The following is a 7,021-nucleotide window of genomic DNA, read 5'->3' on the forward strand; positions in this document are numbered from 1 at the left end:
GTTGCTGCAGCAATGGGTTTGGCCCTTGTTGCAGCGCCGACAACCGCGGGTGATCTGGCCTTTGTTACCTGCCAGAACGGCGATGGTGTCAGTGTGCTAGATCTGGACGCTGGCACGCAAATCTCACGATGGTCGGTGCCCGGAAAACCTGCAGGCGTTGCGGTGGCGGGCGGCGATGTTTTCACCGTCGCACCCGACAGTAAAACCGTGCGGCGTCATGCTGCTGCCACGGGCAAGGTCACAGCAGAAATCCAGCTTGAGGGCGGGCCGATTGGTGTCACACATGATCGCGCGCGCGGGCGGCTGTTTGTCTCGGATTGGTACAACGCGCGGATCTGGGTGCTGGCGGAACACGATCTGGCGCATTTGGGTGATTTGTCGACAGGTGCGGCCCCTGCCGGACTGGCCCTGTCAGACGATGGTCGTTTTCTTGCTTCGGCAGACAGGGACGCGGATCAAGTATCGATCTTTGACGCGGATAACCTGACCCTGCATCGCCGCATTGATGTGGGAAGCCGCCCGTTCGGTCTTCGGTTTGCGCCGGATGGCCGGTTATTTGTGGCGAATGTCGGCAGCAACGATGTCACGGTTATTGGCCCGCAGATGGACAAAACAGTCGCGACGTTTGCCGTGGGGGAACGCCCCTATGGCGTCGCCTTTGCCCAAGGTAGGGCCTTTGTCACCAATCAATATGCCGACACGGTCAGCGTCGTTGACACCAGCACTTTCCAGACCATCGCCACCCTGCCATCCGGTGAATACCCCGAAGGGATCGACACAAGCACCGACGACCAATCCATCATTGTCGCCAATTGGTTCGACAATTCAGTCACAATAATCGACGCAGGTACGCTTTCTGTGATAAAAGAGATCGAGACCTGCGATGGTCCCCGCGCTTTCGGGGAGTTTGTTCAGAGGGACTTCAAATGAAACGAATTGCGTTAACCGCCGCCTTGATCTGCGCGACCGCACTGCCCGTCTTTGCCAGTGGTGAATCGTGGGATGCGGTCAAAACCCAGCTTTATGGCGAACGCACAATGCTGGACGGCGCGCAGTTCATTGCGATTGATGCGCCCTACCGCACTGCTGACGATGCGCGTACGAATTTGGCGGCACAGATTGTGGCACCGCAGGGTGTGAACCTGGGCAAAATCACCGTGGTTCTGGATGAAAACCCCATGCCGGTTTCGGCTGTTTTTGCGCTGAATACACCCCAGCCAAGTTTCTATTTTGACATCACCATGCGCGTGAACGGGCCAACCCCGCTGCATGTGATTGCAGAAACCACAGACGGTCGGCTGTTTGTCACAGAAACCTTTGTTAAGACATCCGGCACGGGGGCCTGCGCGGCCCCACCCGGCACCGATCCCGAACTTGCCCTTGCGACGCTGGGGCAGATGAACATCAGCGTCACGAACAAAAAACCGGGGCTGGCCAGTGGTGCGCTGACCAGCCTTGCGTCGCGGTTAAGCCGGATGGATGTGGATATTTCGCACCCCTCGCTGTCTGGCATGCAGATGGATCAAATATCGCTTTTGTTCATACCCATGCGCTATGTTGATAAGGTCGAGATTGACCTGGATGGCGCGGGGTTCGTGGATATGACCGGATCGATCTCGTTATCGGAAAATCCGCGTGTCGGGTTAGCTGTCCCGCAAAGCACCCGATCTGTTGATGTCACAATGACCGACACAGATGGCACCATCAGCACGGTACATAAGGATCTTGCCGGTTTCTGATCACTGCGTTTGCGGCTGACCCGGTGCAGGTTCGACCCGTTCAAGCGGATAGCCCCATAATGCCCAGCCATCGGTGCCTTCAGGCAGCCAATAGACGGATGTATATCCCCATTCTATAGCACGTTTGGCGGCGTTCCAGCTCATCCAGCAATCTTCGAGGCAAAAGAAAACAACCGGATGCGCCGTGTCGCCCTGTGCCGCGCTGTCCAATCCTGTGCGAAAGTACTGCGCTGTCACATCGGCAATGGCACCGTATCCAACATTCGGCAGCCAGATTGCCCCGGGGATCGAATGACGCGGTTTATCGCGCCAGATCGTGCCTTTGGGCAGATTGTTCGGCTTGGGCGGTTGCGGCAATACATCTACAAAGGCAGCCTTGCCCGCGCGCCATATATCATAGGCTTCTTCCGGGCCGACGACCGTTCCGCCGGACAGCACACTGGGTACCGGGCTTCGATAGTGGTCCATGCGGTAGTCTGAAGGTTCCGGCACCGGCTGCGCCACCACACCGGTCTGAGGCAAGATTGAAAGCATTGCGATTGCTAAAAACCGTTTCAATTCGAAACCTCCAGAACCTCCGTCCCAAGATCGTTAACCAATGGCACCCCGGCGTTATGAAGCAACGCGTTGATTTCGTCCTGATTGCGCCGGATCAGCGAATTGAGCTTGCGCTGCCAGACTTTCTCGCCCTGACGCACACCCATGGTAATCCGGTAAAACAAGCGGGGCGGCAGTTGTTCTTTGATCAATGGAACCAGCTTGAAATCGGGATGATCCGTATGGACAAGCGGCCCACCCAATGGCCCCCACAGGATCGCCGCGTCAATGTCGCCGTTCTCCAAATCTGACAGCATGTCTTCGGCGGGGCTTGCGTGACGGCGATCAACGACTAGGTTGTAGGGTTTGGCTTTGCCGATCAAACCGTTGCGCGCCATATGCGCGGACGGCGGTGTACCCGCAATAACGCCAATACGCCGCCCCTTTAGCGCCGGATCTGACAGCGTTTCCACCCCCGCCAAATCACCGTCTTTGGGTACGATCAGAACGTAAACGGATGTGAAATAGTGATTGGTATTCAGGACCAGCTCGTGACCCTGCGCATAGGCAATCACCAGATCACATTTCTTGGCCCCCAGCGAGTTACGGATGAACCCCGTCGCCATCGGATACCATGTGTATTGCAGCGGCAGGCCCAGTTTATCGGCGACAAGTTTGGCCAGATCGTTTTCAAAGCCTGACTCGTCTTTGGCCGACATGGGGTAATTCGCAGGGTCCGCACACACCCGCAATGCGTTGCCGGACACCAGATCAGACGTTTGCGCCTGTCCCACACCTGCAAAAGTGACCCCCATGATAAGGGTCACCAACAGGGCTAAAAACCTATGTCCCCAAGCACACATTTTCGGCTTCGCGAATGGCTTCATGTTTGGATTCTTTCTTGCGGGGGCGACCGCGCGGTATCGTCTCGGCACCGCGTGCCTTTAGGTAAACATAGATATCATCAAGATAGCACATCACATTTGGGTTGTTCCCAAAGGACGGCATCACCGAATTTTCCGCAGCACCAACGCGCGTGCGTCCATTCACGACGACATCCACAAAATCATAGTAGTCCATGTCGATGGCTGACTTCTTCAGCGCCGGGGCATAGGAAGACCCTTCGCCCTCTGGTCCATGGCAGACATGGCATTCGGAATGATAGCGACGAAAGCCAGAATAGCTGGGCCAATCAATGGTTCCATCTTCCTGAACGTTGTACGTCGGCACATCATCTTCGGTAAAATACTTGCCGTCCTCGTTATAGGCGGCTGTCAGGTTGTCGATGTCCTGAGCAATGGCGGTTTGCGATATGCCTGCTGCAAGGAACAAGGCCAACAATCTTCCTGTGGTGTTCATTCGTCTCGCCTTTTTCATTTTGATGCAGGCGCGACCGCAAGGCCGCGCCCATCTAGTGGTTTTGGTGTATCAGTTCGGCAGTGCGAACACTGTCAGCTGTCCACCCAAGGCAGTGTAGTCGCTAAGAGCGGCATAACCACCCACAGCACCCAGACCATCGTTAGGGTTGGTCAGACCAGCCGCCAGACCGATGCCGGCCCAGCCACCAACACCTGACAAGATGCCGATATACTGCTTACCAGCATGCTCGTAGGTCATCACGTTACCGATGATGCCCGACGGGGTTTTGAACTTGTACAGTTCCTCGCCGGTGTCTGCGTGCACAGCCTTCAGATAACCTTCGAGTGTGCCGTAGAACACGACGTCACCCGCCGTTGCCAAAGGACCGGACCATACCGAGAACTGCTCGGGCAGCGACCATTTGATCTCGCCTTTGGTGTTGTCCCACGCGATGAAGTTACCCATGCCGCCGTGGCTGTCAGGGGCAGGATACATCGCCAATGTGGCACCCACATAAGGTTGACCAGCGGTATAGCTGACGCGGAATGGTTCATAGTCCATACACACATGGTTGGTCGGAACGTACATCAGCTCGGTCTTTGGCGAATACGCCGCAGGTTGCTGATCCTTGGACCCAAGGGCCGCAGGACAGATACCGGTCGAGTTGACGTCTTCGCCGTTCTGCTCGGTCGAGTATTGAGCAACAACCGCAGGACGACCATAGGTATCCGAACTTGGATCCATATCAACGCCTGTGGTCCAGTTGACTGCTGGGTCAAACTTCTCAGCTACCAACAGCTCGCCCGATACGCGGTCCATGGTATAGCCCAGACCGTTACGGTCAAAGTGGGTCAAGAGCTTGCGCTCCACGCCATCAATTTCCTGCTCCGAAAGGATCATTTCGTTGATGCCGTCAAAGTCCCACTCATCATGCGGGGTCATCTGATAGAACCACTTGGCCACACCTGTGTCGATATCGCGGGCCATGATTGTCATGGACCAGCGGTTATCGCCAGGACGCTGGGCAGGGTTCCATGTCGACGGGTTACCGGTGCCATAGTAGAACAGGTTCTCGTCCATATCAGCCGAGTACCAGCCCCACGTGGTGCCGCCACCAATCATCCATTGATCGCCTTCCCAAGTGTTCGTACCCGAGTTTTCGCCAACAGGCTGACCCAGATGCGTGGTGTTCACCGGATCAATCAGGATGTCGCTGTCTGGCCCCATCGAATAGGCGCGCCATTCTTGTGCGCCTGTTTCCATGTTATACGCTGTCACCGACCCACGCACACCAAACTCACCACCCGAAATACCGACAATGACTTTGTCTTTGACGGGCAGAACCGTGGCAGTGTTGGTTTCGCCAATCGCCGCGTCACCATTTTGAACTTCCCAGACGACATCGCCTGTATTTGCGTCCAGCGCGACAACCTTGGTGTCCGCCTGATGCAAGAAGATCTTGCCGTTCGCATATGCCACGCCGCGGTTTACGGTATCACAACACATGACCGGGATAACATCCGGGTCTTGCTTGGGTTCATATTTCCAAACGATCTTGCCTTCGTCAGCAAGGTTCAGAGCATACACGATATTGGGGAACGGTGTATGGACATACATCATATCCCCGATCACCAGCGGCGAACCTTCGTGCCCGCGCAAAACACCGGTTGAGAACGTCCACGCAACTTGCAGATCATCAACGTTGTCCGCGTTGATCTCATTGAGTTCTGAGTAGCGTTGGTTTTTATAGTCGCCGGTTTGAATGGCCCATTGAGCAGAATTGCTCATCTGGGTCATCAGATCGTCGTTTGCAGATGCCATACCGGCAACACAAACAGCAATCCCAGCCGTTAAAAGCGATAGCCTTTTCATCAAAGTACCTCCCTAGTATGCGGCGGTATTGCCGCTAAATGACGCACAGTCCCAACACAGGGAAATGCATCAGTTCTTCTCCGTTCACCCTAATTGAGCCTGGGCAATACGAGGAAATTCTGGCCTCACGATCCCCCTTCTTCGAGGGTCGCGAGATACGCAATTATGTTCACCCGGTCGTCTTCCTTGCGCAGCCCAGCAAAGGACATCTTGGTCCCTTTTGCATAGTCGCGAGGCTTTTCAAGAAACGCCGTCAGCTCTTCTGGGGTCCAGGTTTTCCCGGCCGCGCCCATGTCGCTCAGAACAGAAGAATATTTGAAATCCGGCACAGCGCCGACAGCGCGGCCCACGATCCCGTTCAGGACAGGGCCAACCTTGTTCTTGGCCTCCGCCCCCACATCGTGACAGGCCTTGCACTTGCGGAAAACCTTTTCACCCGCTTCCGCATCACCAGCAACATCTGCGAATGCACCAACAGGAAGCATCGTCAAAAAGGTAACAGCAACAATTTTTTTCAACATATCAAGCCTTTCTGGGCCTTTCGTTATTTAACTAGTTCAGACGTCCGGCGTGCCATGCCACATGATCACCGGCGAAACTGTTCACAAAGAAATACGAATGGTCGTATCCGTCTTGTATCCGCACCTGCCCCGGCTGCCTGCGACGGGCCATCGTGTCTGCCAGCGCTTCGGGTTTAAGCAGGTCCAGAAACTGATCCCGTGACCCCTGATCCACCAGCATGTCACCCTTCCAACCGTGCTCTTCCAACAGCAAGGTCGCGTCGTATTCGGCCCATGTGCTCTCGTCGTCGCCCAGATACGCGCTTAGTTGTTTGCGGCCCCAATCGGATTGGGTCGGGTGCGCGATCGGCGCAAACGCCGACAAGGATTCAAACAGATCGGCGTTGCGAATGGCGATGGTGATTGCCCCAAGGCCGCCCATCGAATGGCCTGTAATGCCATGGCGGTCCTGCAACGGAAGGTTCGACATAACGACCGACCGCAACTCGCTCACGATATAATCGTACATCCTGTAATGGCTTTTCCACGGATCGCGCGTCGCATTGACGTAAAACCCGGCACCTTGCCCCAGATCATAGGATTCGTCGTCGCTGACGCCCGCCCCACGCGGCGATGTGTCGGGAAAGATCACCGCCAACCCGTGTTTGGCAGCGTGTTCCTGAAAACCTGCCTTGGTCATCGCGTTTTCATGGGTGCAGGACAGGCCACTGAGGTACCATAAAACCGGCACGGGGCCAAATTCGGCCTGCGGCGGTAAATAGGCCGCAAACGTCATCTCGCATCCACAGGTGTTCGACGGGTGCCGAAAAACCTGCTGACGCCCCCCAAAACTCCGATTCTCCGAGATCAGCTCCATATTCTTCAAAACTCCACGACGGCGCGGATTGATTTGCCTTGGTGCATCAGTTCGAAGCCATGGTTGATTTCGTCCAATGTCAGTTTGTGGGTGATCATCGGGTCGATCTCGATCTTGCCGCTCATGTACCAGTCGAC

The 7,021-nt window shown here is 55.7% G+C and carries 8 protein-coding genes and 1 pseudogene; 2 read left to right on the top strand and 7 right to left on the bottom strand.

Features of this window, described 5'->3' with window-relative positions; genetic code table 11:
* Positions 1–12: 12 nt before the first annotated feature.
* Both KZZ06_RS06710 and KZZ06_RS06715 read left to right on the top strand, forming a co-directional pair.
* Positions 13–930: a YncE family protein gene (locus tag KZZ06_RS06710; protein WP_219579259.1), complete on the top strand. Its 918-nt coding sequence runs from the start codon at positions 13–15 to the stop codon at positions 928–930.
* Entirely contained in the window at positions 927–1,739 is an 813-nt protein-coding gene (locus KZZ06_RS06715; protein ID WP_219579260.1) for a quinoprotein dehydrogenase-associated SoxYZ-like carrier, read from the top strand. The genes KZZ06_RS06710 and KZZ06_RS06715 overlap by 4 nt, the downstream gene beginning before the upstream one ends.
* Here KZZ06_RS06715 and KZZ06_RS06720 read toward each other — a convergent pair whose 3' ends face one another.
* From KZZ06_RS06720 to KZZ06_RS06750, 7 genes and pseudogenes are all read right to left on the bottom strand, one after another.
* Positions 1,740–2,273, bottom strand: coding sequence for a PQQ-dependent catabolism-associated CXXCW motif protein (locus KZZ06_RS06720; RefSeq protein WP_219579261.1), 534 nt, complete (start codon positions 2,271–2,273; stop codon positions 1,740–1,742).
* A gap of 20 nt (positions 2,274–2,293) precedes the next feature.
* Entirely contained in the window at positions 2,294–3,091 is a 798-nt protein-coding gene (locus KZZ06_RS06725) for a substrate-binding domain-containing protein (RefSeq protein ID WP_257884218.1), read from the bottom strand.
* Between the two features lie 28 nt (positions 3,092–3,119).
* Positions 3,120–3,635: a c-type cytochrome, methanol metabolism-related gene (locus tag KZZ06_RS06730; protein ID WP_219579262.1), complete on the bottom strand. Its 516-nt coding sequence runs from the start codon at positions 3,633–3,635 to the stop codon at positions 3,120–3,122.
* A gap of 69 nt (positions 3,636–3,704) precedes the next feature.
* Positions 3,705–5,507 (bottom strand): methanol/ethanol family PQQ-dependent dehydrogenase, encoded by a 1,803-nt coding sequence (locus tag KZZ06_RS06735; RefSeq protein ID WP_219579263.1) that lies wholly within the window; start codon positions 5,505–5,507, stop codon positions 3,705–3,707.
* A gap of 125 nt (positions 5,508–5,632) precedes the next feature.
* Entirely contained in the window at positions 5,633–6,028 is a 396-nt protein-coding gene (locus tag KZZ06_RS06740; RefSeq protein ID WP_219579264.1) for a cytochrome c family protein, read from the bottom strand.
* 31 nt (positions 6,029–6,059) lie between these two features.
* Entirely contained in the window at positions 6,060–6,884 is an 825-nt protein-coding gene (gene fghA / locus KZZ06_RS06745) for an S-formylglutathione hydrolase (protein ID WP_219579265.1), read from the bottom strand.
* Positions 6,885–6,889: 5 nt separating this feature from the next.
* A pseudogene (locus tag KZZ06_RS06750) lies at positions 6,890–7,021 on the bottom strand (S-(hydroxymethyl)glutathione dehydrogenase); the annotation flags it as partial.

Source organism: Sulfitobacter sp. CW3, assembly GCF_019392245.1.
GTDB lineage: Bacteria > Pseudomonadota > Alphaproteobacteria > Rhodobacterales > Rhodobacteraceae > Sulfitobacter.

What these genes read in the sequence shown, in the direction of transcription:
- KZZ06_RS06710 (WP_219579259.1), top strand. Translation starts at nt 13, where the DNA reads ATGGGTTTGGCCCTTGTTGCAGCGCCGACAACCGCGGGTGATCTGGCC.
- KZZ06_RS06715 (WP_219579260.1), top strand. Translation starts at nt 927, where the DNA reads ATGAAACGAATTGCGTTAACCGCCGCCTTGATCTGCGCGACCGCACTG.
- KZZ06_RS06720 (WP_219579261.1), bottom strand. Translation starts at nt 2,273, where the DNA reads ATGCTTTCAATCTTGCCTCAGACCGGTGTGGTGGCGCAGCCGGTGCCG.
- KZZ06_RS06725 (WP_257884218.1), bottom strand. Translation starts at nt 3,091, where the DNA reads ATGGGGGTCACTTTTGCAGGTGTGGGACAGGCGCAAACGTCTGATCTG.
- KZZ06_RS06730 (WP_219579262.1), bottom strand. Translation starts at nt 3,635, where the DNA reads ATGAACACCACAGGAAGATTGTTGGCCTTGTTCCTTGCAGCAGGCATA.
- KZZ06_RS06735 (WP_219579263.1), bottom strand. Translation starts at nt 5,507, where the DNA reads ATGAAAAGGCTATCGCTTTTAACGGCTGGGATTGCTGTTTGTGTTGCC.
- KZZ06_RS06740 (WP_219579264.1), bottom strand. Translation starts at nt 6,028, where the DNA reads ATGTTGAAAAAAATTGTTGCTGTTACCTTTTTGACGATGCTTCCTGTT.
- fghA (WP_219579265.1), bottom strand. Translation starts at nt 6,884, where the DNA reads ATGGAGCTGATCTCGGAGAATCGGAGTTTTGGGGGGCGTCAGCAGGTT.